The organism is Pseudomonas sp. P1.31, assembly GCF_001269815.1.
GTDB lineage: Bacteria > Pseudomonadota > Gammaproteobacteria > Pseudomonadales > Pseudomonadaceae > Aquipseudomonas > Aquipseudomonas rustica.
In genome coordinates, this window is sequence record NZ_LHVN01000036.1 from 32,160 (window position 1) to 58,266 (window position 26,107).

At 58.8% G+C, this 26,107-nt stretch carries 22 protein-coding genes and 4 tRNA genes; 16 read left to right on the forward strand and 10 right to left on the reverse strand.

Going from position 1 to position 26,107, the window contains the following annotated elements:
* The first annotated feature begins 92 nt into the window (after positions 1 to 92).
* From pgi to AD669_RS22870, 6 genes are all read left to right on the forward strand, one after another.
* Positions 93 to 1,757, forward strand: coding sequence for a glucose-6-phosphate isomerase (pgi, locus tag AD669_RS22845; RefSeq protein ID WP_053123903.1), 1,665 nt, complete (start codon positions 93 to 95; stop codon positions 1,755 to 1,757).
* 230 nt (positions 1,758 to 1,987) lie between these two features.
* Positions 1,988 to 3,925, forward strand: a complete 1,938-nt coding sequence (gene acs, locus AD669_RS22850) for an acetate--CoA ligase (RefSeq protein ID WP_053123906.1) — start codon at positions 1,988 to 1,990, stop codon at positions 3,923 to 3,925.
* A gap of 51 nt (positions 3,926 to 3,976) precedes the next feature.
* A complete protein-coding gene (locus AD669_RS22855) occupies positions 3,977 to 4,846 on the forward strand; it encodes an oxygenase MpaB family protein (RefSeq protein ID WP_053123908.1) in 870 nt (289 codons plus the stop codon).
* 162 nt (positions 4,847 to 5,008) lie between these two features.
* Complete coding sequence (locus AD669_RS22860) at positions 5,009 to 6,025, forward strand: class I SAM-dependent rRNA methyltransferase (protein WP_053123910.1); 1,017 nt, start codon at positions 5,009 to 5,011, stop codon at positions 6,023 to 6,025.
* Positions 6,026 to 6,225: 200 nt separating this feature from the next.
* On the forward strand, positions 6,226 to 9,177 hold the full coding sequence (locus AD669_RS22865) for a DUF748 domain-containing protein (RefSeq protein ID WP_053123912.1): 2,952 nt from the start codon (positions 6,226 to 6,228) through the stop codon (positions 9,175 to 9,177).
* Positions 9,177 to 9,473 (forward strand): DUF2845 domain-containing protein, encoded by a 297-nt coding sequence (locus AD669_RS22870; protein WP_053123914.1) that lies wholly within the window; start codon positions 9,177 to 9,179, stop codon positions 9,471 to 9,473. The genes AD669_RS22865 and AD669_RS22870 overlap by 1 nt, the downstream gene beginning before the upstream one ends.
* Positions 9,474 to 9,711: 238 nt before the next feature.
* On the opposite strand, the gene AD669_RS22875 is transcribed toward AD669_RS22870, so the two are convergent.
* Positions 9,712 to 10,062: a BON domain-containing protein gene (locus tag AD669_RS22875; protein ID WP_053123917.1), complete on the reverse strand. Its 351-nt coding sequence runs from the start codon at positions 10,060 to 10,062 to the stop codon at positions 9,712 to 9,714.
* A gap of 385 nt (positions 10,063 to 10,447) precedes the next feature.
* The gene (locus tag AD669_RS22880) at positions 10,448 to 10,891 is read right to left on the reverse strand and encodes a pilin (RefSeq protein ID WP_053123919.1); all 444 of its coding nucleotides are present in this window, start codon (positions 10,889 to 10,891) and stop codon (positions 10,448 to 10,450) included.
* Between the two features lie 226 nt (positions 10,892 to 11,117).
* Here AD669_RS22880 and pilB point away from each other — a divergent pair, with 226 nt between their 5' ends.
* Genes pilB through yacG form a run of 5 tightly spaced genes read left to right on the forward strand, consistent with a single transcriptional unit; the run spans position 11,118 to position 15,726 of the window.
* The gene (gene pilB / locus AD669_RS22885) at positions 11,118 to 12,815 is read left to right on the forward strand and encodes a type IV-A pilus assembly ATPase PilB (RefSeq protein WP_053123921.1); all 1,698 of its coding nucleotides are present in this window, start codon (positions 11,118 to 11,120) and stop codon (positions 12,813 to 12,815) included.
* 2 nt (positions 12,816 to 12,817) lie between these two features.
* Entirely contained in the window at positions 12,818 to 14,035 is a 1,218-nt protein-coding gene (locus AD669_RS22890) for a type II secretion system F family protein (RefSeq protein ID WP_053123923.1), read from the forward strand.
* Position 14,036: 1 nt separating this feature from the next.
* On the forward strand, positions 14,037 to 14,909 hold the full coding sequence (locus tag AD669_RS22895) for an A24 family peptidase (RefSeq protein WP_053123925.1): 873 nt from the start codon (positions 14,037 to 14,039) through the stop codon (positions 14,907 to 14,909).
* A complete protein-coding gene (gene coaE / locus AD669_RS22900; protein ID WP_053123927.1) occupies positions 14,906 to 15,529 on the forward strand; it encodes a dephospho-CoA kinase in 624 nt (207 codons plus the stop codon). Before AD669_RS22895 ends, coaE begins: the two co-directional genes overlap by 4 nt.
* Positions 15,526 to 15,726 carry a DNA gyrase inhibitor YacG gene (yacG, locus tag AD669_RS22905; protein WP_053123929.1) on the forward strand — a complete coding sequence of 67 codons (201 nt, stop codon included), beginning with the start codon at positions 15,526 to 15,528 and terminating at the stop codon, positions 15,724 to 15,726. The genes coaE and yacG overlap by 4 nt, the downstream gene beginning before the upstream one ends.
* 27 nt (positions 15,727 to 15,753) lie before the next feature.
* Here yacG and AD669_RS22910 read toward each other — a convergent pair whose 3' ends face one another.
* Positions 15,754 to 16,443: an energy-coupling factor ABC transporter permease gene (locus tag AD669_RS22910; protein WP_053123931.1), complete on the reverse strand. Its 690-nt coding sequence runs from the start codon at positions 16,441 to 16,443 to the stop codon at positions 15,754 to 15,756.
* Positions 16,444 to 16,623: 180 nt separating this feature from the next.
* Between AD669_RS22910 and AD669_RS22915 the strand changes: the two genes are divergently transcribed.
* The 4 genes from AD669_RS22915 to AD669_RS22930 all read left to right on the forward strand — a co-directional run bounded on the left by AD669_RS22915 (position 16,624) and on the right by AD669_RS22930 (position 19,361).
* Entirely contained in the window at positions 16,624 to 17,250 is a 627-nt protein-coding gene (locus tag AD669_RS22915) for a DUF1780 domain-containing protein (protein WP_008078503.1), read from the forward strand.
* On the forward strand, positions 17,247 to 17,774 hold the full coding sequence (locus tag AD669_RS22920; RefSeq protein WP_053123933.1) for an MOSC domain-containing protein: 528 nt from the start codon (positions 17,247 to 17,249) through the stop codon (positions 17,772 to 17,774). The genes AD669_RS22915 and AD669_RS22920 overlap by 4 nt, the downstream gene beginning before the upstream one ends.
* Before the next feature lie 51 nt (positions 17,775 to 17,825).
* The gene (locus AD669_RS22925; RefSeq protein ID WP_007909875.1) at positions 17,826 to 17,999 is read left to right on the forward strand and encodes a DUF3094 domain-containing protein; all 174 of its coding nucleotides are present in this window, start codon (positions 17,826 to 17,828) and stop codon (positions 17,997 to 17,999) included.
* Positions 18,000 to 18,062: 63 nt separating this feature from the next.
* Entirely contained in the window at positions 18,063 to 19,361 is a 1,299-nt protein-coding gene (locus tag AD669_RS22930; protein ID WP_053123935.1) for an NAD(P)/FAD-dependent oxidoreductase, read from the forward strand.
* Positions 19,362 to 19,752: 391 nt separating this feature from the next.
* Here the strand turns inward: AD669_RS22930 and AD669_RS22935 are convergent.
* The 7 genes from AD669_RS22935 to rluD form a co-directional block, all read right to left on the reverse strand.
* Positions 19,753 to 19,829 (reverse strand) — tRNA-Pro (locus AD669_RS22935).
* Between the two features lie 94 nt (positions 19,830 to 19,923).
* Positions 19,924 to 19,999, reverse strand: a tRNA-Lys gene (locus tag AD669_RS22940).
* Between the two features lie 5 nt (positions 20,000 to 20,004).
* A tRNA-Pro gene (locus AD669_RS22945) sits at positions 20,005 to 20,081 on the reverse strand.
* Between the two features lie 9 nt (positions 20,082 to 20,090).
* Positions 20,091 to 20,166 (reverse strand) — tRNA-Asn (locus tag AD669_RS22950).
* A 297-nt stretch (positions 20,167 to 20,463) separates the two neighbouring features.
* The gene (gene clpB / locus AD669_RS22955; RefSeq protein WP_053123937.1) at positions 20,464 to 23,028 is read right to left on the reverse strand and encodes an ATP-dependent chaperone ClpB; all 2,565 of its coding nucleotides are present in this window, start codon (positions 23,026 to 23,028) and stop codon (positions 20,464 to 20,466) included.
* Between the two features lie 130 nt (positions 23,029 to 23,158).
* Entirely contained in the window at positions 23,159 to 23,881 is a 723-nt protein-coding gene (pgeF, locus tag AD669_RS22960; protein WP_053123940.1) for a peptidoglycan editing factor PgeF, read from the reverse strand.
* Entirely contained in the window at positions 23,878 to 24,840 is a 963-nt protein-coding gene (rluD, locus tag AD669_RS22965; RefSeq protein ID WP_034153865.1) for a 23S rRNA pseudouridine(1911/1915/1917) synthase RluD, read from the reverse strand. The genes pgeF and rluD overlap by 4 nt, the downstream gene beginning before the upstream one ends.
* A 151-nt stretch (positions 24,841 to 24,991) precedes the next feature.
* On the opposite strand from rluD, the gene AD669_RS22970 reads away from it, so the two are divergent.
* A complete protein-coding gene (locus tag AD669_RS22970) occupies positions 24,992 to 26,008 on the forward strand; it encodes an outer membrane protein assembly factor BamD (RefSeq protein WP_053123943.1) in 1,017 nt (338 codons plus the stop codon).
* Positions 26,009 to 26,107 lie beyond the last annotated feature (99 nt).

The window sequence follows — 26,107 nt, forward strand, 5'->3', positions numbered from 1 at the left end:
TCGTGTAGACGCAGTTGACCGCGCACCCAAACATGGCGCGCCGGTCTGATCCGTGTTCAGAAGCCGTTCAAGTAAAAAGGAAAACCGCAGCGATGGCGTATTACCTCACTCCTCAAGACGTTACCGCTCTGCCCGCCTGGCAAGCGTTGAAAGATCACCGCCAAGCCATGCAGGATTTCAGCATGCGCGAGGCCTTCAACGCCGATCCGCAGCGTTTCAATCAGTTCACCCTCAGCAGCTGCGGCCTGTTTCTCGATTATTCGAAGAATTTGATCAACGCCGAGACCCGCAATCTGCTCGTGGGTCTGGCCAATGAAGTCGATCTGAAGGGCGCGATCAAAGCGCTGTTCGAAGGCGAAATCGTCAACACCTCCGAAGGCCGCCCGGCGCTGCACACCGCCCTGCGCCGCCCGGTGGGCGACAAGCTGTCGGTCAACGGCGTCAACGTGATGCCGGAAGTCCACAAAGTACTGAACCAGATCACCGACCTCGTGGGCCGCATCCACGACGGTCTGTGGCGCGGTTACACCGAGAAGCCGATCACTGACGTGGTCAACATCGGCATCGGTGGCTCGTTCCTCGGCCCTGAGCTGGTTTCCGAAGCACTGCTGTCGTACGCGCAGAAAGGCGTGCGTTGCCATTATCTGGCGAACATCGACGGCAGCGAATTCCACGAGCTGACGCAGAAACTGCGCGCCGAGACCACGCTGTTCATCGTTTCGTCGAAATCCTTCAACACCCTCGAAACCCTTAAGAACGCTCAGGCCGCACGTGCCTGGTATCTGGCGCAGGGCGGTTCGGAAGCCGAGCTGTATCGCCACTTCATCGCCGTCTCGAGCAACAACGCCGCGGCTGTGGCGTTCGGTATCCGCGAAGAAAACATCTTCCCGATGTGGGACTGGGTTGGCGGTCGTTACTCGCTGTGGTCGGCGATCGGTTTGCCGATTGCCCTGGCCATCGGCATGTCCAACTTCAAGGAACTGCTGTCCGGTGCTTACACCATGGATCAGCATTTCCAGACTGCGCCATTCGAGCAGAACATGCCGGTGCTGTTGGGCTTGCTGGGTGTGTGGTACGGCAACTTCTGGGGCGCGCAAAGCCACGCGATCCTGCCGTACGACCACTACCTGCGCAACATCACCAAGCACTTGCAACAACTGGACATGGAATCCAACGGCAAGAGCGTGCGTCAGGACGGCACCCCGGTGTCGACCGATACTGGCCCGGTGATCTGGGGCGGCGTCGGCTGCAACGGCCAGCACGCTTACCACCAGTTGCTGCACCAAGGTTCGCAACTGATCCCGGCCGATTTCATCGTGCCGATCGTCAGCTTCAACCCGGTTGCTGACCACCATCAGTGGCTGTACGCCAACTGCCTGTCGCAAAGCCAGGCGCTGATGCTCGGCAAGACTTTGCCGGAAGCAGAAGCCGAGCTGCGCGAAAAAGGCATGAGCGAAGAGCAAGTGCACAAACTCGCCCCGCACAAGGTGATCCCGGGCAACCGTCCGAGCAACACCCTCGTGGTTGAACGCATCAGCCCGCGTCGTCTCGGCGCACTGGTGGCGATGTATGAACACAAAGTGTTCGTGCAGAGCGTGGTCTGGGGCATCAATGCCTTCGATCAGTGGGGCGTGGAGTTGGGCAAGGAACTGGGCAAAGGCGTTTACAACCGTCTGGTGGGCAGCGATGAAACCACCGCTGACGACCCGTCCACCCAAGGCCTGATCAACTACTTCCGCGGTCGTCACCGCGGGTGATAGGCTGAAGGGGCGGTTTGCCTGCCCCTACAGCTTGCAACATCGACAGTTCCACGGCACCGGGCTAATCGCAGAATCGGTGGCGTACACGATCCCTGTAGGAGCTGCCGAAGGCTGCGATCTTTTGATCTTGACCTTAAAAAACAAGATCAAAAGATCGCAGCCTTCGGCAGCTCCTACGAGGGTCGTACAGCTCCCCTCTTGTCGCACAACAAGAATAAGGAACCGTCATGTTCGATATCAGCACGTTCCCCAAAGCCGATGCCGTCCGCCGGGCTGCGCAATTGAGTCAGGATGACTATCGGCGCCTGTACCGCGAATCCATTGAACACCCCGACACCTTCTGGGCCGAGCAAGCCACGCGCTTCCTCGACTGGAGCACGCCGTGGCAAACCGTTCAGCGCTGTGACCTGAAAACCGGTGAAGCCGCCTGGTTTGCCGGGGGCCAACTGAACGTCAGCTACAACTGCATCGACCGCCATCTCGAACAACGCGGCGAGCAGACCGCCCTGCTCTGGGAAGGTGACGACCCCGCCGAATCGGCACAAATCACTTACAAAAAACTTCACCACCATGTCTGCCGCCTGGCCAACGTGCTGAAAAGCCGTGGCGTAAAAAAAGGCGACCGGGTGTGCATTTACATGCCGATGATCCCCGAAGCCGCTTACGCGATGCTCGCCTGCACGAGGATTGGCGCGGTGCATTCGGTGGTGTTTGGTGGCTTCTCCCCCGACTCCCTGCGTGACCGCATTCTCGATGCCGACTGCCGCACCGTGATCACCGCCGACGAAGGTGTGCGCGGTGGCAAGTTTGTGCCGCTGAAGCAGAACGTCGACAAAGCCCTGCAAAGTTGCCCGGACGTCAGCACCGTCGTGGTGGTTGAACGCTCTCAAGGCAAGGTCGACTGGGTCGAAGGCCGCGATCTCTGGTATCACCAGGCCGTGCGCGACGTCAGCGACGATTGCCCGCCGGAACCGATGGACGCCGAAGATCCGCTGTTCATCCTCTACACCTCCGGCAGCACCGGCAAACCCAAAGGCGTGCTGCACACCACCGGTGGCTACTTGCTGCAAGCGGCGATGACCTTCAAATACGTGCTCGATTACCGTGACGGCGAAGTGTTCTGGTGCACCGCCGACGTCGGCTGGGTCACCGGCCACAGCTACATCGTCTATGGCCCATTGGCCAATGGCGCGACCACATTAATGTTCGAAGGCGTGCCGAGCTACCCGAGCAGTTCACGTTTCTGGCAGGTCATCGATAAACACAAGGTCAACATTTTCTACACCGCGCCCACCGCCCTGCGCGCATTGATGCGCGAAGGTACCGAACCGTTGCAGGAAACGTCGCGCGCCAGCCTCAGATTACTCGGCAGCGTCGGTGAGCCGATTAACCCGGAAGCGTGGGAATGGTATTTCAACGTGGTCGGCGAACAGCGCTGCCCGATTGTCGATACCTGGTGGCAGACCGAAACCGGCGGCATCATGCTCAGCCCGCTGGTCAGTGCGCAGCGGATCAAACCGGGCTGCGCCACACAGCCAATGTTCGGCGTGCAACCGGTGTTGCTCGACGAGCAAGGCAAGGAAATCCAAGGCGCCGGCAGCGGCGTGCTGGCGATCAAATCCAGTTGGCCGGCGCAGATTCGCAGCGTCTATGGCGACCCACAACGGATGGTCGACACCTATTTCAAACCTTACCCCGGCTATTACTTCACCGGCGACGGCGCGCGGCGCGATGAGGACGGCGATTACTGGATCACCGGGCGCATCGATGACGTGATCAATGTGTCCGGCCACCGCATTGGCACCGCTGAAGTGGAAAGTGCCTTGGTGTTGCACGACAGCATCGCCGAGGCCGCCGTGGTCGGTTACCCGCACGACGTCAAAGGTCAGGGCATCTATGCCTTCGTCACGCCCATGAACGGCACCGAGCCCAACGACGAACTGAAGAAAGAATTGCTCGCCCACGTCAGCAAGGAAATCGGCAGCTTCGCCAAACCGGATCAGATCCAGTGGGCGCCGGCCTTGCCGAAAACTCGCTCAGGCAAGATCATGCGCCGCATCCTGCGCAAGATTGCCTGCAACGAACTCGACAGCCTCGGCGACACTTCGACCCTGGCCGACCCGAGCGTGGTGCAAGGCCTGATCGACAAGCGCCTCAATCAGTAACACGTCGGGCGCGGACAACCGGCCGCGCCCGCCCTTCTTCACTGAGTGGTCATGGAATTCATCCGCAGTCGCATCGAAAACCAACTCATGAGCCTGACCGGGTTATCCCTCGGCCAACTCGATCTGGAAAACCCCAAGGGCGATCCCGGCCTGTTCGGCCCCGATTCGGTCAGTTGGCAGGTGCACGGTGATTTCAGCAGCATGTTGATCGGCGGCATCAGCGCGTTGTTGCTGCAAGCCCTGCATCCACTGGCGCTGGCCGGGGTTTGGGATCATTCGAATTTTCGTCAGGACATGCTTGGGCGCTTGCGGCGTACCAGCCAGTTTGTCTCCGGCACCACGTTTGGCTCCCGGCGGGATGCCGACTGGTTGATCGAGAAAGTCCGCACCATTCACCTGCAAGTGGTGGGCACCGCACCGGACGGCCGGCCTTATGCGGCCAGTGATCCGGATTTGCTGACGTGGGTGCATGTGGCCGAGGTCAGCAACTTTCTGGCGGCGCATTTGCGCTATCGCAATCCGCAGTTGTCGCTGGCTGATCAGGATCGTTATTACGCCGAGATCGCCGTGGTCGCCGAACGCCTAGGCGCACGCGATGTGCCCAAGTCGCGGCAGGCCGTGGCCGATTATCTGCAACGCCTGCGCCCGCAATTGCTGTGCGATGAACGCAGCCGCGAGGTTTTGCGTTTACTGCTGGCCGCACCGGCGCCGAGTGTTCTGGCGCGACCGTTTGGCGATTTGATGATGAAGGCGGGCATTGATCTTTTGCCGGACTGGGCCAGCGACATGCTCGAGGTGCGGCAGAGTTCGCTGCAACGCCAGTTGATTCGCGCCAGCGTCAAACGCAGCGCACCGATGCTGCGCTGGGCGATGCGCAATGGTTCGGTGCAACGAGCGAAACGCAGGATGGGCTTGAGCTGAAAACTTCGTAGGACGCCTTCGCGAGCAAGCTCGCTCCCACAGGAGATATGATTTGCAGCATAGATCCCCTGTGGGAGCGAGCTTGCTCGCGAAGGCAGCAACTCGGTTCCCTGCCAAGCTGTTAAACTCCCGCGCCCCAATTCTCTCCAGCAAGGCGCATGCATGTCTTCCTTGAATCAGGCGCTGCGCGCCGCCCTCGATCAACGCCAGGACTTGCTCGCTGTGCTGCACAGCCAGGGCACCGATTGCTATCGGCTGTTCCACGGCAGCCAGGAAGGCGCCGGCGGTCTGACCATCGACCGCTACGGCCCGCAACTGCTGGTGCAGAGTTTTCACCAGACGCTGGAGCGCGATGACCTGCTGCAACTGCACGCGATGGTCAATCAAACCCTGGGCCTGGAAACCCTGCTGGTCTACAACGACCGCTCCCGTGGCAACTCGCGCATCGACCGTGAAGACAGCGTCTACAAAGCCGAAGACGCCGCACTGGTTGATCTGGTCGGTCACGAATGGGGCCTCAATTACCGCGTGCGCGGACGTCACGCCGGGCAGGATCCGCTGCTGTTCCTCGACCTGCGTAACACGCGTGGCTGGGTCAAGGAGCACGCCAAAGGCAAATCCGTGCTCAACCTGTTCGCCTACACCTGCGGCGTCGGCCTCAGTGCCGCAGCCGGTGGCGCCCGTGAAGTGTGCAATCTGGATTTCGCCGAAGGTAACTTGGCGGTCGGTCGCGAAAACGGTTTGCTCAATCCACAGTTGCCGGAGATGGAATTCATTCAGTCGGATTATTTTCCGGCGATCCGCCAACTCGCCGGCCTGCCGATCAGCCAGCGTCGCGGGCAGAAACTGCCAAGCTACCAGCGCCTCGAACAGCGTCAGTACGATCTGGTGCTGCTCGATCCGCCGGCCTGGGCCAAGAGCGCGTTCGGCACCGTTGACCTGCTGCGCGATTATCAAAGCCTGCTCAAACCCGCGCTGCTGACCACCGCCGACAACGGCGTACTCATTTGCTGCAACAATCTGGCAAAAGTCAGCATGGACGACTGGCGCGAACAAGTCCTGCGCTGCGCCGAAAAGGCCGGCCGCCCGGTGCGTGAGTGGAGTGTGATGACCCCGGGGGCAGACTTCCCGTCCATGGATCAGCAACCGCCACTGAAAACCCTGATCCTGCAGCTATAAGAAGATCCCTGTAGGAGCTGCCGAAGGCTGCGATCTTTTGATTTTGTCTTTTTTTTAAAACAAGATCAAAAGATCGCAGCCTTCGGCAGCTCCTACACAGTCGTGCATATTTCCAGACAAATCTGAACAATCCTGACCCATGCGATGTACTTCGGAACCAGATTCGCGTGCCATACTCCAAGGCACTTCGATTCAGACAGATGAAGCCGCACATGACCAAAGGATTGATTCGCGCGATTGGCGCCTTGTTGACTGCGCTGGCCCTCTACAGCCTGCTGGGGTTTCTGATTTTGCCGGGCATTGCCCTGCGAGTGGCCAACCAGCAACTGGCCAATTACGCCACGGTGCCGGCGCATATCCAGCGCATCGAACTCAACCCGTTCAGCCTTGAGGTCAACTTGTGGGGCCTGGTTATTGGTGAACCGGGCAAAGAGCAGGTGGGCTTCGAACGCCTGTACGCCGACCTGCAAATCGACAGTCTGTGGACCAAAGCCCTGCATCTGGCGAACATCGAACTGGACAAGCCGAAGACCGAAATCCTCTTCGCCAAAGACGGCAAGCTCAATCTGCTTGGCCTGTTCAACGTGCCGGCCAGCGAACCGGTTCCGGCCGATCCCGACGCCAAACCGTTCCCGCTGCGCATCGACAACATCAAACTGGCCAGCGGCGTCGTGCACTTTCAGGACGTGCGTCCGAGCGAGCCGATCGAATTCCTTTACGACGACCTCAGCTTCGAACTGAAAAACCTCAGCACCCTGCCCGAAGACAGCGCCGACATGACCCTCGTCGCGATCGGCCCGGCCGGCGGACGAATCGACTGGAGCGGCAATTTCAGCCTGATCCCGTTCACTTCCGAAGGCACCCTGAAAGTCACCGACGGAAAGATGAAAGCCTTCTGGCCTTACGTGCGTGACTCGGTGCCTTTGGTACTCAACGACGGCGTGGTCAGCCTCAGCACCGAATACAAACTCAATCTGTCGAAAGAAACCGAACTGCTGCTGAACAACGTCAACGTCAGCATCGCGCCGTTCGCGATCAGCGCTCCGGATGGCCGCCCGCTGGCCAAGCTTGAGCGCCTCGACGTCAGCGACACCAGCATCGATCTGGCCAAGCAACACGTGGTGGTCGGCAAGATCCGCAGCCAGAAACTGGAAACCTGGGCCGCCCTCGAAGCTGACGGCCAGCTCGACTGGCAAAAACTGTTCGCCAGCCAACCGTCAAAACCCGCCGCCAAAGCCGCCGCCGAACCGGCCAGCACACCGGCCGCTGCCGATTCGCCGAAAGCTGAACCGACGGCGCCAAGCAAGCCATGGCAAGTGCTGCTCAAAGACGTGCAACTGCGCGACTACACCGTTCACCTCGCCGACCGTTCCGCCACGCCTGCGGTGGCGCTGGATATCACGCCGCTGAACATTGATCTGCAGGATTTCGACAGCCTCAACGGCTCGCCCTTCAAGGTCAAACTCGACAGCGGCGTGGGCAAATCAGGCAAGCTCAGCGCCGACGGCACGGTCAATCTGGCGCCGGTCAACGCCCAGCTCAATGTGAAAACCCAGGACATCGACCTGCGTGTCGCACAGTCTTACATCAACCCGTTTATTCGTCTGGAACTGCGCAGCGGCATGCTCGGCAGTGACCTCAAGGTCAACCTCAAGAGCACCGAGCCGCTGGCCCTCAGCGTGACCGGCCGCGCGCAGATCGATCAACTGCACACCCTCGACACCCTGAAAACCCGCGACTTCCTCAAATGGCAGCAGGTGGTGGTCGAAGGCCTGAATTATCAGCACGGTGACAGCCTGTCCATCGACAAGGTCAACCTGTTCCAGCCGTACGCGCGCTTCATGATAAACGATGATCGCACCACCAACATCGACGATCTGCTGATCCCGCAACCGGCCGACAGTGGCGCGAAATCCACTGCGGCGAAACCGGCCAGCAAGGACAAACCGCTGGGCATTCATATCGGCGGCATTGCGATCAATGACGGCTCGGCCAACTTCGCCGACTTCAGCCTGACGCCAAACTTCGCCACTGCGATCCAACAACTGAACGGTCAGATCGGCACCATCGACAGCCGTCAGGCGAAACCGGCCAGCGTCGACATCAAGGGCAAGGTCGACCGCTATGCACCGGTGACCATCAAGGGCGCGGTCAATCCGTTCGACCCGATGGCCAGCCTCGACATCGCCACCAGTTTCAAACGCGTCGAGCTGACCACGCTGACGCCATACTCCGGCAAATTCGCTGGTTACCGCATCCGCAAGGGCCGACTGAATCTCGACCTGCATTACTTGATCACCAAAGGCCAACTGAAAGCCGAGAACAAAGTGGTGGTCGAACAATTGCAGCTCGGTGAGAAGGTCGACAGCCCGGATGCCGTGAGCCTGCCGCTGAAACTGGCGATCGCGTTGCTCAAGGACGTCGACGGCAAAATCTCCATCGAATTGCCGGTGACCGGCGACCTCAACAACCCGCAGTTCAGCGTGATGCCGATTGTCTGGCAGACCCTGCGCAACCTGATCGTCAAAGCCGCAGCGGCGCCGTTCAAGCTGATTGGCGGTTTGGTCAGCGGTGGCGGTTCCGAAGATCTTGGCACCGTGTCATTCGCGCCGGGCTCCAGCGAGTTGAGCAAAGACGCCGAAGGCGCGCTGGTGAAACTGTCGCAAGCGCTGAAAGAACGCCCTGCCCTGCGTCTGGAAATCGAAGGCACCGCCGCGCAAAGCAGCGATGGTCCGTTGATCGCCGAGCAGCGTCTGGAACGTGAATATCAGTACAACTACTACAAGATGCTCCAGCGCCGTGGCGATAAAGTCCCAGCTCAAGCATCTTTGATCGAAGTACCCGAGGGCGAAAAAGGCCCGCTGCTCGAAGGCATTTATCGCACCCGTCTGAAAACCCAGCCGCCGGCTGAATGGAAGGATCTGGGCAAGGAAGAACGCACGGCGAAAATGCGTGAAGGCGTGATCAAGTTCTGGAGTGGCAGCGATGTGTTGCTGCGTCAGTTGGGCCAGGATCGCGCCAGCAGCATCAAGGATTATCTGGTCGACAAAGGCCAACTGGCCGATGACCGCGTGTACTTCATCGACGCCAATCTCGGTCAGGCTGAAAGCGATGGTCGGGTGATCACGCCGCTGCATCTGGACGCCGAGTAATGACCGGCAAGTGGCTGGCGGCGATCGCCTTGACGCTGGCTGCCAGCCCCGTCTGGGCGTCGGATACGTTGCGCTGCGGCAGTCAACTGGTCAGCCTCGGCGACCGCGTCAGCGAAGTGCTGCAGAAGTGCGGCGAACCGGTTGGTCGCGATCCGCTGGGTTACAAGCGCAGCGCCAATCGGCGTGAAGAGTTTCAGGTCGAGGAATGGACGTACGGGCCGAACAACGGCATGTACCAATACCTGCGTTTTGAAGGCAATCGCCTGCGGCAGATCACCAGCAAACGCGGTAACTAAAACACATCAAGAGATCGCAGCCTTCGGCAGCTCCTACTTTGGAATGCATTTCCCTGTAGGAGCTGCCGAAGGCTGCGATCTTTTTTTGCGCCTGAAATAGAACGGGCCCCGACACAAGTGTCGGGGCCCGTAATGACCACATCCGTGTGGCCGTTCGCATGAACTCTAAAGGTGCGGCAGACGTATTGCTCGGCCCGCCTGTCGCGTCTTCTCCCGGTTCAGGCGAGAAGCCTTAGCCTTACTCGGCTTTCAGGCCGTCAGCGGAGACCGCTTTGACGCCTTTGATTTTCTTGGTGATCGCAACAGCGGTAGCTTTCTGCGATTCAGTCACAGCTACAGTCGACGACAGCGAAACGACGCCTTTGTTGGTTTCTACTTTGATGTCAGTGCCTGGGATGCCTTTTTCGGTAACCAGGTCGCTTTTGACTTTGGTGGTGATCCAGGTATCGGAAGTAGCTTCTTTAGCTTGGGTAACTTCACCAGCAGCCAAAGTCATTGGAGCAGTCTGAGTGGTTTGGGCGAATGCGCCGGAAGCCATGGTCAGGGTCAGCGCGGTAGCAGCAGCGGCAGTGATAGCGAACTTCTTCATACGAGTAACTCCTGTTTTTCTGGAAAGTCTGCTGCGTGTCTTGTCAGCAGGGTTGCCATATACATTGCGAACGCTGTGCCAACTTTTTCGACGACATAAAAACCTTATAAATCAATAGTTTAGTAAAAATGTAAATTCCCGGATTCATGCAATTTGCATGACTTGCAGATTAATCGCATGCAAGTTGCGGTTTTTTGGAAAGTTCCTAAGACGCTGAAATTATTGAAGCTTTTATTTAGCCCCGGCCAAAGAAAATGCCCCGTAAACGGGGCATGTTTCAGTCGAAGGTCAATGTAGGAGCTGCCGAAGGCTGCGATCTTTTAATCTTGCCTTTAAAAACACAATCAAAAAATCGCAGCCTTCGGCAGCTCCTACAGATGTCTATTTAAGTACCGCTACCTGGGCAGCCTTTAGGCGCGTAGTCCGGATTGACAGTCGATGCGCAGCTCCAGACCCCGGCCGTAGCGCCTGTTGCACCGCCAGAGCGGGTCAGGGTGATGGTTTTACCCAGCACCGGCGCAGGAGCGTTGGTCAGCGTGCACACGATTGTCCCGGCCCCGGTCGAAGCCGTACCCGAAGCCGTCACGCTGCTGCAGTTAGTCGTTGAGTACGCGGCACTACCGGAGACCAACGTGATGGTTGGATCAGTCCCTTGATTAATCGTATCTTCAAACGGAATCTTCAGCGCGCTGATTTCCGCCAGACCCGCCGTGACCTTCGCCCGCGCTTGATACTTGGTGTACTGCGGCAGGGCAATGGTCGCCAGAATCCCGATGATCGCCACTACGATCAGCAGTTCGATCAGCGTAAAACCTTGTTGTTTTTTCATAGACACGCTCCATGCATGAGTCGAAATCTCATGATCTGCAAGGGACGCAGCATAGCCCATGCCAACGCCCGCTAGACCCCGCACGCTGGGCGCACAGCGGTCGCGACGCCGTTTCCTACAACCTCTGACCGCACTATCTGACACTTTTTGTCACCTGCGCCCGGCATGTTTGGCGCTGCCGGTTGACTAGGCTATAAGTCATGAACGGCAAGCGTGCGGAATCCCCATGAATGACATCGCTCTGAGCGGTCTGGCCAAGCAATTGGTGCAGGCCGAACTGCTCACGGAAAAAAGCGCCCAGCAAGCCTGGCAACAGGCCCAGCGCAATCGGCTATCGCTGGTCAGCTACCTGGTGCAGAACAAACTGGTGAAGAGCTGGCAGGTCGCCGAGATCGCCTCGGAACACTTCGGCATGGCGTTCCTCGACCTCAACTGTCTGGACAAAGAAACCCAGCCCAAAGGCCTGGTCAGCGAAAAACTGGTGCGCCAGCATCACGCCCTGCCCTTGTGGCGGCGTGGCAACAAACTGTTCGTGGGCATTTCCGACCCGAGCAATCATCAGGCGATCAACGATATTCAGTTCAGCACCGGGCTGAACACCGAAGCCATTCTGGTGGAGGACGACAAGCTCGCCGATGCCATCGAAAAATTCTTCGACACCCACGCCTCGGGGCTCGAAGACATGGCCGACGTCGACCTCGACGGCCTCGATGTCGAGGCCATCGACGATGCTAAACAGGAGAGCATGGGCCCGGATGCCGACGATGCGCCGGTCGTGCGTTTCGTGCACAAGATGCTGCTCGACGCGATCAAAAGCGGCTCCTCCGACCTGCACTTCGAACCCTACGAAAAAAACTACCGCGTGCGCGTGCGCACCGACGGCATTCTGCGCGAAGTGGCGAAACCACCGATCCAGTTGGCCGGGCGCATCGCTGCGCGCCTGAAAGTCATGGCCAGCCTCGACATCTCCGAGCGGCGCAAACCGCAGGACGGGCGGATCAAGATGCGCCTGTCGAAGAGCAAGTCGATCGACTTCCGCGTAAACACGCTGCCGACCCTTTGGGGCGAAAAAGTGGTGATCCGGATTCTCGACCCGTCCAGCGCGCAGATCGGTATCGACGCGCTCGGCTATGAGCCAGCGCAGAAAGACTTGTACATGGCCGCACTCAAGCAGCCACAGGGGATGATCCTGGTCACCGGCCCTACCGGTTCGGGGAAAACCGTGTCGCTGTACACCGGGCTGAATATTCTCAACACCGTCGACATCAATATCTCCACCGCTGAAGACCCGGTGGAGATCAACATGGAAGGCATCAATCAGGTCAACGTCAATCCGCGCCAAGGCCTCGACTTCGCTCAGGCATTGCGCTCGTTTCTACGTCAGGATCCGGACGTGATCATGGTCGGTGAGATCCGCGATCTGGAGACCGCCGAGATCGCGATCAAAGCCGCGCAGACCGGTCACTTGGTGCTCTCGACCCTGCACACCAACAGCGCCGCGGAAACCCTCACGCGCCTGCACAACATGGGCATTCCTGGCTTCAACATCGCCACGTCGGTGAGCCTGATCATTGCCCAACGCTTGGCGCGCAAATTGTGCAGCCACTGCAAGAAACCCATCGAGATCCCCCGTGAAACCCTGATCAAGGAAGGTTTCCCCGAGGAACGCATCGGTCATTTCACGATCTACGAGCCGGTCGGTTGCGATCATTGCAACGGCGGGTATAAAGGCCGTGTGGGGATTTATGAAGTGGTGAAAAACACACCCGAGCTGCAACGGTTGATCATGGCCGAAGGCAACTCACTGGAAATCGATATTCAAATGCGCCGCGACGGCTTCGATGACCTGCGCACCTCGGGTCTGCACAAGGCCATGCAAGGCATCACCAGCCTTGAAGAAATCAATCGGGTCACCAAGGACTGAACATGGCGGTCAAGGCAGCGAAAATCAGCATCTATGCCTGGGAAGGCACGGATCGCAAAGGCAGCAAAGTCACCGGCGAGTTGAGCGGGCAGAATCCGGCGCTGGTCAAGGCGCAACTGCGCAAACAAGGGATCAACCCGGGCAAGGTGCGCAAGAAATCCGTGTCGTGGCTGAGTCTGGGCAAACGCATCAAGGCGCAGGACATCGCCCTGTTCACCCGGCAAATGGCAACGATGATGAAGGCCGGCGTGCCGCTGTTGCAGTCGTTCGACATCATTGGTGAAGGCTTCGATAACCCAGCCATGCGCAAACTGGTCGACGAGGTGAAGCAGGAAGTTGCTGCAGGTAACAGCTTCGCCGCCGCGCTGCGCAAAAAGCCGCAGTATTTCGACGAGTTGTATTGCAACCTGGTCGACGCCGGCGAGCAGTCCGGTGCGCTCGACACCTTGCTGGAGCGCGTCGCGACCTATAAGGAAAAAAGCGAAGCGCTCAAAGCCAAGATCAAGAAAGCCATGACCTACCCGACCGCCGTGGTGCTGGTCGCTGCGGTGGTCACCGGGATTCTGCTGGTCAAAGTGGTGCCGCAATTTCAGTCAGTGTTCTCCGGTTTCGGTGCTGAGCTGCCGCCCTTTACGCTGATGGTGATCAGCCTTTCAGAATTCATGCAGCAATGGTGGTGGGCGATTCTCGGCTTACTGATCGCTGCGTTTTTCGGCACCCGTCATGCGCTGAAAAAATCTCAGGCGTTGCGTGATCGGCGCGACACCTGGCTGCTGAAACTGCCGCTGGTGGGCACAATGATGTACAAGTCCGCCGTCGCGCGTTTCGCCCGAACGCTGTCGACAACATTTGCCGCCGGCGTGCCACTGGTTGAAGCGCTGGACTCGGTGGCTGGCGCCGCCGGCAACGTGGTGTTCAAGCGCGCGATTCTGCGTATTCGTCAGGATGTTTCTACCGGCATGCAGCTGAATTTCTCAATGCGCACCACAGGCATTTTTCCCAACATGGCCGTGCAGATGACCGCGATTGGTGAAGAGTCCGGTGCGCTCGACGAGATGCTCGACAAGGTTGCGGGTTTCTATGAAGAGGAAGTCGACAACATGGTCGACAACCTCACCAGCCTGATGGAGCCGTTCATCATGGTGGTACTCGGGGTGATTGTTGGCGGTCTGGTGGTGGCGATGTACTTGCCGATCTTTCAACTCGGCTCAGCGATCTGATATGCCCATCGACGAACTGTTTGCTCTGTATCCGCTGGCCTTTGTCATCACCGCGCTATTGCTCGGGCTGGTGGTCGGCAGCTTCCTTAACGTGCTGATCTGGCGTCTGCCGAAGATGCTTGAACGCGATTGGCGCCAGCAGGCCCAGGACGTACTCGGCCTGCCCGGCGAAACGCCGCTGCCTACCTACAACCTGATGCTGCCGCACTCGCAATGCCCGCATTGCGCGCATCGAATTCGGGCGTGGGAAAATATTCCGCTGCTCAGTTACCTGTGGCTGCGCGGCCGCTGTTCCGCGTGTGCAGCGCCGATCAGCAAACGCTATCCGCTGACCGAACTGGCCTGCGGCCTGCTCTCGGCATTTATCGCCTGGCACTTCGGCTTTGGCTGGCAGGCTTGTCTGCTGATCTTCCTGACCTGGGGTCTGTTGGCGATGAGCCTGATCGACACCGAGCATCAATTGCTGCCCGATGTGTTGGTGCTGCCCTTGTTGTGGCTGGGGTTGATCGTCAACAGTTTCGGCTTGTTCGTGCCATTGCACGCTGCGCTGTGGGGCGCGGTGGCTGGTTATCTGCTGCTGTGGTCGGTGTTCTGGCTGTTCAAATTGCTCACCGGCAAGGACGGCATCGGCCACGGTGATTTCAAGTTATTGGCGCTGCTCGGCGCGTGGGGCGGCTGGCAGATTCTGCCGCTGACCATTCTGTTGTCATCGCTGGTCGGCGCGATCATCGGCGTGATTTTGCTGCGCCTGCGCCAGCAGGAAACCTCGACACCGATCCCCTTCGGCCCCTATCTGGCAATTGCCGGCTGGATTGCCTTGCTCTGGGGTGGTCAAATAACCGACTTCTATTGGCAGTTTGTCGGTTTGAAATGAATACCCCTGTGGAAAAACCCTGGATTCTCGGCCTGACCGGCGGCATCGGCAGCGGCAAAAGTGCCGCTGCCCAGCACTTTATCGACCTCGGCATTCATGTCGTCGACGCGGATCACGCCGCGCGCTGGGTGGTCGAACCGGGCCGGCCGGCGCTGGCCAAGATTGCCGAGCATTTCGGCCGCGGCGTGCTACAAGCGGACGGCACGCTGGATCGTGCGGCCCTGCGCAAACTGATCTTCGAGATTCCAGAACAGCGGCGCTGGCTCGAAGCTTTGCTGCATCCGTTGATCGGCGAGGAAATCGCTCATCATCTGGCGCTGGCAAAATCGCCTTACGCGATTCTGGTGTCGCCGCTGTTGATCGAATCCGGGCAATACGCGATGACCCAGCGAATTCTGGTGATCGACGCCCCGCAACAACTGCAGATCGAACGCACCTTGCAGCGAGACCAGACCAGCGAACAGCAGGTTCAGGCGATCCTCAAGGCGCAATCGAGCCGTGAAGACCGCGTGAGCCGCGCCGACGACGTGGTGGTCAACGACCGCGATCTCGCCTGGCTGCACAGCGAAGTCGAGCGTCTGCATCACTTTTACCTGACTTTATCCGGAGGCCAAGCATGAGCCAGATTCCTACCGTTGAATGCCCAACCTGCGGCGCACCCGTCGAATTCACCCCTGAAAACAAGTATCGCCCGTTCTGTTCCGATCGCTGCAAACTGATCGACCTCGGCGCCTGGGCATCGGAAGAACACAAGATTCCGGTCGCGCCGGACGCTGAAGACGAACTGTTTTCCGGCGATTTCGATCCTCGTCACTGATCGCGATGAGGGCAGATCGGCTGGGGATCAACGCTTGGGATCGTCGTCCTTCCACGGCGCCGAAAGGTAGCGTGTGCGGTTGAAGGTCTCCAGCCATTCCGGGCTGAAGACCACCAGCGCGCTGATGACCATGCCGTTGATAAACGCCTCGGGGAAAATGATCAGCCACAGGTAACCGATGAAATCTTCCAGCCATTCCGGCATGGCGAAGACGCCGTCGTACCACAGCAGCGTCAGACTCAGCAGCAGACAAACCAACGCCGACAGCGCAGCAGCCAGAAACCCTGAACAGAAGATATACACGAAGGGATTACGCGGTTGCGCGCGCTCGACCAGAATTGCCACGCACTCGGTGATCAGCACCGGCAGCAGAATAAACAGCGAGCCGTTGACCCCCATCGCCGCGAGATCCTGACGCCCGAGCAACACCAGACCGATCTGCGCCACCAGCCCGCCGACAATCGCCAGCGGCCAGTCCAGCAGCAAGGTCACTGCGGTCATGCCTATAAAGTGATACGACACGCCGGTGTCGAAATCCCTGCGCACCAGCCACAACAGAAATAACGCGAACACCGTGCCGAACAGCAAATGCTGACGGCGGCTGTCACTGAACAACTCGACCCACGGCGCACGCACGATCGCCCAGAGCAGCACCGGCAGGTAAATCAGCCAGCCGAGCGTCAGGCTTGCCGTCGACAGCAGTTCAGCTCCAATCATGACTCCCTCACCTTTCTGCGCACATCCCCTCGTAGGCGCTGCCGCAGGCTGCGATCTTTTGATCTTGTTCTTTTTACAGTCAAAAGATCGCAGCCTTCGGCAGCTCCTACAAGGGCGAGGTGAACGGGCGGTTAAAGCAAAGCTTTCTGCTTGTCGCATTTGAACGCTAAGCTTGGGCCTATGGATGACTCAGATTATTTACGCCTGCTGACCATCGCGGCCGAGCAAGCCAACGCGTTCCTGTCCAATGCCCGCAAATGGGAGCGTGAGCGTTGGGTCTGCCAGCGCCTGCTGCAAGGCTTGAATATCCCCTATCGCGCCGACGAGTTCGCCCCGGCCGGTGAACCGCCGGACGTGTTGTTTCGCGATGCCAATTTCGAAGTGTTCTTCGTCCTTGATGAAGGCCGTCGCCTCAACGATGAATGGCGCGATGAACTGCAGCGTCGGCGCAGCGCTTTTTCGCTCAGCCAACTGGTGCGCCGCGAAGCCAAGCCCAAGCGCATCCCGGCCAATGAATTCCTTATGCGACTGGCGCCGACTTTGCGTAAAAAAGCCCACAACTACAAAGAACGCGGCATGGATCTGGGTGAGCTGGACATCATTGCCTTCGCCAGCCTCAAGCGCGAAGTGCTCGACTTGAACAGCCACTTCCCGCCGCCCACCGAGTATCTGCGTCAGGGCTGGCGCTCGCTGTCGCTGGTCGGCCCGACCTTCGCCCGCGTACTGTTCGCCCATCCGGATGCGCCGGATTTTCTGCGCAGTAACCTTGGTCGCAGTATCGTTTTTGATGTAGGAATCAGCCTGTGACGCCGCTTCAGCAGTTGATCGCCGATGTGCCGCAAACCGGACGTGTGCGCTGGATCGGTGTGCGCCCCGAATCCCGTGGGCCGATGATCGAGCTGGATGCCGTCGAGGCACGACTTGAGGCCGGGCTGACCGGCGACCACGCCCGGCCCGGCGTGCGTAATGCGCGGCAGGTAACGCTGATTCAGTGGGAGCATCTGGCGGTGATCAACGCGTTGATGGGCCGTCCCGACGATCAACCGGTCAAGCCTGAAGATCTGCGGCGCAATCTCGTTATCAGCGGTATCAATTTGTTTAGCCTGAAGGGTCGGCGCTTTCGCATCGGTCAGGCCATCTTCGAAACCACCGGTTGGTGTCAGCCTTGTGCACGCCTGCAAAACAACCTCGGCCCCGGCACCTTTCAAGCCGTGCGCGGGCATGGCGGAATTACCGCGCGGGTGTTACAAAGCGGGATCATTCGCCTCGATGATGGCGTGTCTGTCGAGCCGGTTCCGGACAGCGGCTATGCTGCGTTCAACCCCGGATAAAAACCGCTGTAGCTTCTGCCCATTCAGCAACGTCTACCTGACGAGGCATTTATGACCAGCCGCCTGAACCCCGAAGACCAGAAACATGTCGAAGAGTACCTGCAACTGTCCCAACACCGAGTCGAGCGCCGACCTTTCCGGCCGTGGATGCTCCTCGTGCTGGTGCTGGCAGTGACCATTGGTCTGGGCCTGTTGAGCCGATTTATCAGTTACCTGACGCTATGAGCAGCTTGGCGCTCGCTTGGGTAACCGCACCGATTTCCTTTAAAAACCTTGCGAGTTATCCCTATGTCCCATCGTATTGTTATTGTCGGCGGCGGCGCCGGCGGTCTGGAGTTGGCTACCCGTCTGGGTAAGACTCTGGGCAAACGCGGCACCGCCAGCGTGATGCTGGTCGACGCCAACCTCACGCACATCTGGAAACCGTTGCTGCACGAAGTGGCCGCCGGATCGCTGAACTCCTCCGAAGACGAACTCAACTATGTTGCCCAGGCCAAATGGAACCACTTCGAGTTCCAGCTGGGGCGCATGAGCGGGCTCGATCGCGCGCAGAAGAAAATCCAGCTGGCCGCGACTTACGACGAAAAAGGCGTCGAACTGGTGCCGGCGCGAGAAGTGCAGTACGACTCGCTGGTCATCAGCGTCGGCAGCACCACCAACGATTTCGGCACTCAGGGCGCGGCGCAGCACTGCCTGTTCCTCGATACCCGCAAACAGGCCGAACGTTTCCATCAGCAATTGCTTAACCACTATCTGCGCGCACATGCCGGGCAAACCGATGTGGTCGAGCAGATCAGCGTGGCGATCGTGGGTGCTGGCGCAACTGGGGTCGAGCTGGCCGCTGAACTGCACAACGCGGCGCATGAACTGGCGGCGTATGGGCTGGATCGGATCAAACCGGAAAACATGCACATCACCCTGATCGAAGCCGGGCCACGGGTGCTGCCTGCCCTGCCGGAGCGCATCAGCGGGCCGGTGCACAAGACCCTGGAGAAACTCGGCGTCAATGTGATGACCAACGCCTCGGTCAGCGAAGTGACGGCGGACAGCCTGATCACTGCCGACGGCAACGAGATCAAGGCCAGTCTGAAAGTCTGGGCCGCCGGGATTCGCGCGCCGGGTTTCCTCAAGGACATCGATGGCCTGGAAACCAACCGCATCAATCAACTGCAAGTGCTGCCGACCCTGCAAACCACCCGCGATGAAAACATCTTCGCCTTCGGTGACTGCGCGGCCTGCCCACAACCGGGTTCGGATCGCAACGTACCGCCGCGTGCTCAAGCGGCGCACCAACAGGCGTCGTTGCTGGCTAAATCGCTGAAGCTGCGCATCGAAGGCAAAACCCTGCCGGAGTACAAGTACACCGACTACGGCTCGCTGATCTCGCTGTCGCGTTTCTCGGCTGTGGGTAACTTGATGGGCAACCTGACAGGCAGCGTGATGCTCGAAGGCTGGCTGGCGCGGATGTTTTACGTCTCGCTCTACCGCATGCACCAGATGGCGCTGTACGGGGCGTTCCGAACGGCGATGCTGATGCTCGGCAGCAAGATTGGTCGCGGCACGGAGCCACGCCTGAAGCTGCATTGATGATCTAAAAACTGTGGGAGTGAGCCTGCTCGCGAAAGCGATGTGTCAGTCGACATTGATTTCGACTGTGCTACCGCCATCGCCAGCAGGCTGGCTCCCACTTTTTTTTACGCTGCCCATAAAACCGCCAGACAACCGCAATCAATGTAGGAGCTGCCGAAGGCTGCGATCTTTTGATCTCGCTCTGATCGGCCTGGGTTCACTGGACTTAACGCAGCAGAGCTTTGAACTGCTGTAACCCTTAAAAGCCAAAGATCGCAGCCTGCGGCAGCTCCTACAGTGGATCTGGGTTACACACAGACAATTCTTCTCCTCGAGATTGCTGAAGGTGGCTGAGGTTTTTCGCGGACAAAAAAAATCCCCGTATCTTTCGATACGAGGATTTTTAATATGGTCGGGGTAAGGGGATTCGAACTCCTGACATCCTGCTCCCAAAGCAGGCGCGCTACCGGACTGCGCTATACCCCGGTAAAAAAAAGGCGACCTTTCAGTCGCCTTCTTCGATCAGTGCTTTTGGCCTCTGATCTTAAGATTCGATTCCAGCGTTAACTGGTTTCAAAAATGGTGGGTCGTGTGGGATTCGAACCTACGACCAATTGGTTAAAAGCCAACTGCTCTACCAACTGAGCTAACGACCCAAAAATGGTCGGGGTAAGGGGATTCGAACTCCTGACATCCTGCTCCCAAAGCAGGCGCGCTACCGGACTGCGCTATACCCCGGCTTGAAATTGGCTCCGTGACCAGGACTCGAACCTGGGACCCAATGATTAACAGTCATTTGCTCTACCGACTGAGCTATCACGGAACTACATATTTCAATTTACAACGGTGAAACTTACTGCTTTCAGTCACTCGTTCGCATCGCTGCGTTCGTGTGTCTGAGGCGCGCTATTCTACAACCTAGAACACCTCTGTCAACCCCCTAAATTGCTTTCAAGTTAATGATTTGCAACTTATTTCAGATTTCAGCTCAGTGAGTTGAAACCGTCTTGGCGACTGACTGCGGGGCGCACTTTACAAGCCTTTTCCTTTGAGTTCAACAGCCTAACGAAAAAAAAGGCCCCACAATGTGGGGCCTGCCAATTTTCATTGGCGTTTGGACTTAGTTGAAAACGATTTCGTCGTTCTCAACCACGCCGGTTGCCGTGTCACCTGGCAGGAAATGCCCCGACAGGATCAGCTGCGCCAGCGGGTTTTCGATCCAGCGCTGAATCGCACGTTTCAACGGACGTGCGCCATAGACCGGGTCGTAGCCCACCGCAATCAGCTTATCCATCGCTTCCGGGCTCAGTTCCAGCTTCAGCTCACGCTCAGCCAGACGCGTACGCAGGCGACCCAACTGGATCTCGGTGATGCCCGCGATCTGATCCCGTGCCAGAGGCTCAAAGATCACCACTTCGTCGACCCGGTTGATGAACTCCGGCCGGAAGTGCGACGTCAGCGCGTCCATTACAGCTGCACGCTGTGCCTCACGATCACCGACCAGTTCCTGGATCTGTACAGAGCCAAGGTTGGAGGTCATCACGATCACCGTGTTGCGGAAGTCCACCGTACGGCCGTGGCTGTCGGTCAGGCGACCATCCTCAAGCACCTGCAGGAGGATGTTGAACACATCCGGGTGCGCCTTCTCGACTTCGTCCAGCAGGATCACCGAATAAGGCTTGCGACGCACAGCCTCGGTCAGGTAACCGCCCTCTTCGTAGCCGACATATCCTGGTGGCGCACCGATCAAGCGAGCCACGGAATGTTTCTCCATGAACTCGGACATGTCGATCCGCACCATCGCCTCTTCAGTATCAAAGAGGAATTCGGCCAGCGCCTTGCACAGCTCGGTTTTACCGACACCGGTCGGGCCGAGGAACATGAACGAGCCGCTTGGACGATTCGGGTCAGACAACCCGGCTCGCGAACGCCGCACGGCGTTGGCCACGGCGACCACGGCTTCTTCCTGACCAATCACCCGTTTGTGCAACAGGCTTTCCATCTTCATCAACTTGTCGCGCTCGCCTTCGAGCATTTTCGACACGGGGATGCCGGTCCATTTCGACACAACCTCAGCGATCTCTTCCTCAGTCACCTTGCTGCGCAGCAACTGGTTCTCGCTCTTGCCGTGCTGATCGACCATTTGCAGGCTGCGTTCCAGATCCGGGATCACCCCGTACTGCAACTCGGCCATGCGGTTCAGGTCGCCTTTACGGCGTGCCGCTTCCAGTTCCTGACGCGACTGTTCGATCTTCTGCTGAATCTGTGCGGAACCCTGGACCTCGGCTTTTTCCGAGTTCCAGATTTCTTCCAGATCGGAATACTCGCGTTCGAGGCGAACGATTTCTTCCTGGAGTTTCTCCAGACGTTTCATCGCCGCTTCGTCGCTTTCTTTCTTCAGCGCCTGCGATTCGACCTTCAACTGAATCAGGCGACGTTCCAGACGATCGAGCACTTCCGGCTTGGAATCGATTTCCATGCGGATACGGCTCGCGGCCTCGTCGATCAAGTCGATGGCTTTGTCCGGTAACTGCCGGTCAGTGATGTAGCGATGGCTGAGCTTCGCCGCCGCAATGATCGCACCGTCGGTGATCGCCACCTTGTGGTGAACCTCGTAACGCTCTTTAAGGCCGCGCAGGATCGCGATGGTGTCTTCTTCGCTCGGCTCATCCACCAGGACTTTCTGGAAGCGTCGTTCGAGCGCCGCGTCCTTCTCTATATATTGGCGGTACTCGTTAAGCGTGGTCGCGCCAACGCAGTGCAACTCACCGCGAGCCAACGCAGGTTTGAGCATGTTGCCGGCGTCCATCGAACCTTCGCCCTTACCGGCGCCGACCATGGTGTGCAGTTCGTCGATAAACAGAATGATCTGCCCTTCCTGCTTCGACAGCTCATTGAGCAGCGATTTCAGGCGTTCTTCGAACTCACCGCGATACTTGGCACCGGCGATCAGCGCGCCCATGTCCAGCGAAAGCAGACGCTTGCCTTTAAGGCCGTCCGGAACTTCGCCATTGATGATGCGCTGGGCCAGACCTTCGGCAATCGCGGTTTTACCCACGCCAGGTTCACCGATCAGCACCGGGTTGTTCTTGGTGCGGCGTTGCAGAACCTGAATGGTGCGACGAATTTCGTCGTCACGGCCGATCACCGGATCGAGCTTGCCGTCTTCGGCGCGCTTGGTCAGGTCAACGGTGTATTTATCCAGCGCCTGACGCGACTCCTCGTGGTTGGCGTCATTCACCGCTTCGCCGCCACGCAGGTTAGTGATGGCGTTTTCCAGAGCTTTTTTGCTCACGCCCTGGCCGAGCAGCAACTTGCCGAGCTTGCTGTTCTCGTCCATTGCCGCCAGCAACACCAGTTCGCTGGAAATGAACTGGTCGCCCTTCTGCTGAGCCAGACGATCAGCCTGATTGAGCAGGCGTGCCAGATCCTGCGACATGTTCACGTCGCCAGTCGGGTTCTGGATTTTCGGCAATTGGTCGAGCTCTTTGGTCAGCTCTTTGCGCAAGCTGTTGACGTCGAAGCCCACCTGCATCAGCAGAGGTTTGATCGAACCACCCTGCTGTTCAAGCATGGCTTGCATCAAGTGCGCCGGCTCAATCGCCGGATGATCGTGGCCGACTGCCAACGACTGAGCGTCGGACAAGGCCAACTGTAATTTACTGGTTAAACGGTCTATTCGCATAAGTCACCTTCCTTTTGAGCAGGCCGGACCTAAGAAACCATCCTGAATAAAGAAACCTGCCAGATACCCCTATAGATGCGGTCGATTCTGGAAGATTCAAGCGTCAGAGAGTTGATGCAGATCAGACAGTCTAGCGGGTGAGCCAAACTAAGGAGGCGAAGCGTCCGGTGCGCGAAGCACGGCGATAGGAGAAGAAGCGCGGATCGGTCACGGTGCAGAAACCGCCACCATAAACAGCTGTAACTCCACGGGCTGCCAGACGCAGGCGCGCCAGCAGATAGATGTCCGCCATGAACTTGCCGGCATTGGCGCTCGGCACGAAGGCGTTTGCCGCTTCCGGCAACTGACTGATGAAGACTTCACGAACTTCCGGGCCGACTTCAAAGGCTTTCGGGCCAATCGCCGGGCCGAGCCAGACCAGAACGTCATTAGCCGGAATATCGAGGCTATCAAGCGTCGTTTCAAGGACACCCGCCGCCAGACCACGCCAACCGGCATGGGCCGCCGCCACGCGAGTGCCAGCGCGATCGCAGAACAATGCCGGCAAGCAATCCGCCGTCATCGCCGCGCAGGCAATACCGGGCGTTGCCGTCCAGCTCGCATCAGCGGTCGCAACAATGCCCGGATCAGCATGCGCCACGGTAATCCCGTGAACTTGCTGCAACCAGGCAGGCTGTATAGAGAAGTGTTCGGTGAGACGGCGACGGTTTTCGGCAACTGCCTCAGGACGATCATCAACGTGATCGCCCAGATTGAGGCTGTCGAACGGCGCCTCGCTGACACCGCCCTCGCGGGTGGTGACGCAGGCTTTGACGCTGGCCGGCGCGGGCCAGTCCGGCGTCAGCCAATTCATCCGATGAAGGCCTCACGATCCTGCTTGAGCAGGGTCAGCAGCCAGACGAAATCTTCTGGCAGCGGCGATTCCCAGCTCATGCGCTCACCGGTCGTCGGATGATCCAGCTCAAGGAAGCGCGCGTGCAGGGCCTGACGCGGGAAATGCTTGAGCGATTCCACCATCGTCGGGTTGGCCGCTGGCGGAATGCGGAAACGACCGCCGTACGCCGGATCGCCGACCAACGGGAAGTTGATGTGCGACATATGTACGCGAATCTGGTGAGTACGACCGGTTTCCAGTTTTACCCGTACGTGGGTATGGGAACGGAAGCGCTCCAGCACGCGGTAGTGGCTGACGGCAGGCTTGCCGCCTTCCATCACCGCCATGCGCTGGCGCTGCTGGCCATGGCGACCGATCGGGGCGTTGATCTTGCCACCGGCCGTTACCACGCCAATCACGATGCACTCATAGATGCGGCTGACGCTGCGACTCTGCAATTGAGTAACAAGCTTTGTCTGCGCCTGAATGGTCTTGGCCACCACCATCAAACCGGTGGTGTCCTTGTCCAGACGATGCACGATACCGGCGCGCGGGACATTGATGATGTCCGGCACGTGGTGCAGCAAGGCGTTGAGCAGCGTGCCATCGGCGTGACCGGCAGCCGGGTGCACCACCAGGCCCGCAGGCTTGTTGATGACCAGGATGTCGTCGTCTTCATAGACGATGTCGAGCTCGATGTCCTGGGCGATCCACTCGCCCTGGGCTTCCTGCTCGGCAGTCAGCTCAAGGATGGCACCGCCGTGCACGATGTCGCGAGGGCGGATAACCGCCCCGTCCACAGTCAGGCGACCTTCTTTGATCCAGGCGGAAAGGCGCGAGCGAGAGTGCTCAGCGAAGAGTTGGGCAGCGACTTGATCGAGGCGTTGGCCGCCCAATTCGGACGGCACCTCTGCGCGAAGTTCAATTTTATCGGACATGCTCTGACTGTGCGTCGGCACAGCTTTTGGTTTCGGCTGCGCGCTTGTGGTTAAATACGGCGTCTTTTGCCCCGAGGCTTTTCAACGGGGCGCTCATCATAACAGGACGGCCCCGCCCAAGACAGCGGCCGTCATAGGGACGCAAGCCGCCATGCAAGTGAAACACCTGCTGCTGATCGCCATCCTCGCATTGACCGCTGCTTGCTCATCGAAGGAAGTCGTAGACGAAAACCTCAGCGAAGCCGAGCTGTATCAGCAGGCTCAGACTGACCTGGACAACAACAGCTACACCAGCGCCACAGCCAAGCTGAAGGCTCTGGAGTCGCGTTATCCGTTCGGTCGCTACGCCGATCAGGCACAGCTGGAGCTGATCTACGCCAACTATAAGAACGCCGAGCCGGAAGCTGCAAAATCCGCCGCCGAGCGTTTTATTCGTTTGCATCCGCAGCACCCGAACGTGGATTACGCGTATTACCTCAAAGGTCTGACTTCTTTCGACCAGGACGTCGGCCTGCTGGCGCGCTTCCTGCCGCTGGACATGACCAAGCGTGACCCGGGCGCTGCCCGCGACTCGTACAACGAGTTCGCTCAGCTGACCAGCCGCTACCCGAACAGCCGCTACGCGCCGGACGCCAAGCAGCGCATGATTTATCTGCGCAACCTGCTGGCAGCCTACGAAATCCACGTGGCCGACTACTACCTGACCCGTCAGGCTTATGTAGCCGCTGCCAACCGTGGTCGTTACGTGGTGGAAAACTTCCAGGAAACCCCATCGGTCGGTGACGGCCTGGCGGTGATGACCGAGGCTTACCAGCGTCTGCACCTGGACGAACTGGCCAACACCAGCCTGGAAACCCTGAAGCTCAACTACCCGAACCACCCTAGCCTGCAAGACGGCCAGTTCGTGCCTTCGGTGGCTGAAGCGGACAACCGTTCGTTCCTGAGCAAGGCGACCCTCGGTCTGATCGAGTCGCGTCCACCGCTGCCGCCGGGCGAAACCCGCGCCAACCAGGACGTGCAGAAGCAGTACCAGGACGCGAAAGATGCGATCCCGAACGAGCTGAAGCCTAAAGATGAAAACGGCGACGTGATCGAAGAGCCGGAGCCAGAGTCGAGCGACACTGACCGTTCGTGGTTCAGCTACATGACCTTCGGCGTGTTCGACTGATCACACCGGATGGACAAAAAAAGGGAGATCTCAGGATCTCCCTTTTTTATTGCCGCGCGTTAATAGGCTGTGCGCTTGTCGGGAGCTTGGCTAAACTGC